The 1,143-nt window shown below is 48.6% G+C and carries 2 protein-coding genes; both read left to right on the plus strand.

Going from position 1 to position 1,143, the window contains the following annotated elements; all coding sequences use genetic code 11:
* The coding region (locus LI114_RS13525; protein ID WP_227221104.1) for a hypothetical protein at positions 1 to 830 on the plus strand (830 nt) is incomplete at its 5' end.
* Entirely contained in the window at positions 823 to 1,038 is a 216-nt protein-coding gene (locus tag LI114_RS13530) for a transposase (RefSeq protein WP_227221105.1), read from the plus strand. The genes LI114_RS13525 and LI114_RS13530, both read left to right, overlap by 8 nt.
* Positions 1,039 to 1,143: the final 105 nt, after the last annotated feature.

Consider the following 1,143-nt stretch of genomic DNA (forward strand, 5'->3'; position numbering starts at 1 on the left):
GCCAGCGTGCGCTTGACCGCAAGATGGGAATAAACATCGAGCCGCAGCGTGCGCCCTACCCCGCAGAGCGCGTGCAGGCGGTAGCGGGAGCGGCTTCTGCGCCCGACATCAGCGAAGAAAAAATGGTACGCCGAATGACATCAACGACCGAGAACATCACGCGAAGTTTTTACGATGATTACGTTGAAACTAACGTGAAATATCGCAGTGAAGTGGGGCTGGAATGCTTTATTATCCGCAGCGACCACGGCGGGTGCTGCAAATGGTGCGCGGCTCTCGCGGGCAAATACCGCTACCCCGAAGAAGTGCCAAAGGACGTTTACCGCCGCCACGACAACTGCACCTGCACCGTGACGTACACCAATGGCAGGAAGGCGCAGGACGTGTGGAGCAAGACCTCGCGCGAGCTGCCCGCCGAAGAGCGGGAGCGCATGAAGCAGATAGGTTTCAAGAAGCCGACCATTTCAGCCGAAGAGCGGGAGCGAATGTTGATTGCGGGCATGAAAAAGCCGCAAAGACTTGACATTGCGGGGAAAAGTGGTATAATGGATAAAGGCGTAAAGGTCGATATGCAGTATTTTTCTGAGAAAGATATTGAAAGACAAGAATCAAATTCCTTAAAACGCGCTATCCGCAATTATAAAAGGCGTATAAAAGAGCATGAAGAATATATCAGCAACCCATATGAACACTGTCCTGACTGGGATAGCTTTGACGACCGTAAGAAAGAAGGTCTAATAAAGCACTGGAAGAAGGAAATATCAAATTTTGATGAATCTATTCAGAACAGAGTTACAGAGCTAAAGAAAAGAGGAGATCACGATGAATAAGCTTACAGAATCTGAACTTGAATTTATTATTTCAAGGGTCTTGGACAATGCAAAGGACGCGGCGCAAAGTACCGAAGAATCGCAGTTCAACGAGGGCAAAAAGCTTGCATATTATGAAATACTCGACACTATCAAAAACGAGTTGACTGTTCGGGATATTGACGTAAAACGTTTCGGGCTTGACACCGTACTGGAAGAACTGCTTTGACACGAAAATAACCCTTGACCGCTCCTCGCACCCCGCGAAGGGCGGTTTTCATATATCCACATCAGCACTCTGCTTTGCGCAGGGTGCTTTTCTTATGCCTAAAAA

This window comes from Ruminococcus sp. 210702-SL.1.03 (genome assembly GCF_020559915.1).
Classification (GTDB): domain Bacteria; phylum Bacillota; class Clostridia; order Oscillospirales; family Ruminococcaceae; genus YE71.

Coding starts and splice junctions, on each gene's coding strand:
- LI114_RS13530 (WP_227221105.1), top strand. CDS start 823: ATGAATAAGCTTACAGAATCTGAACTTGAATTTATTATTTCAAGGGTC.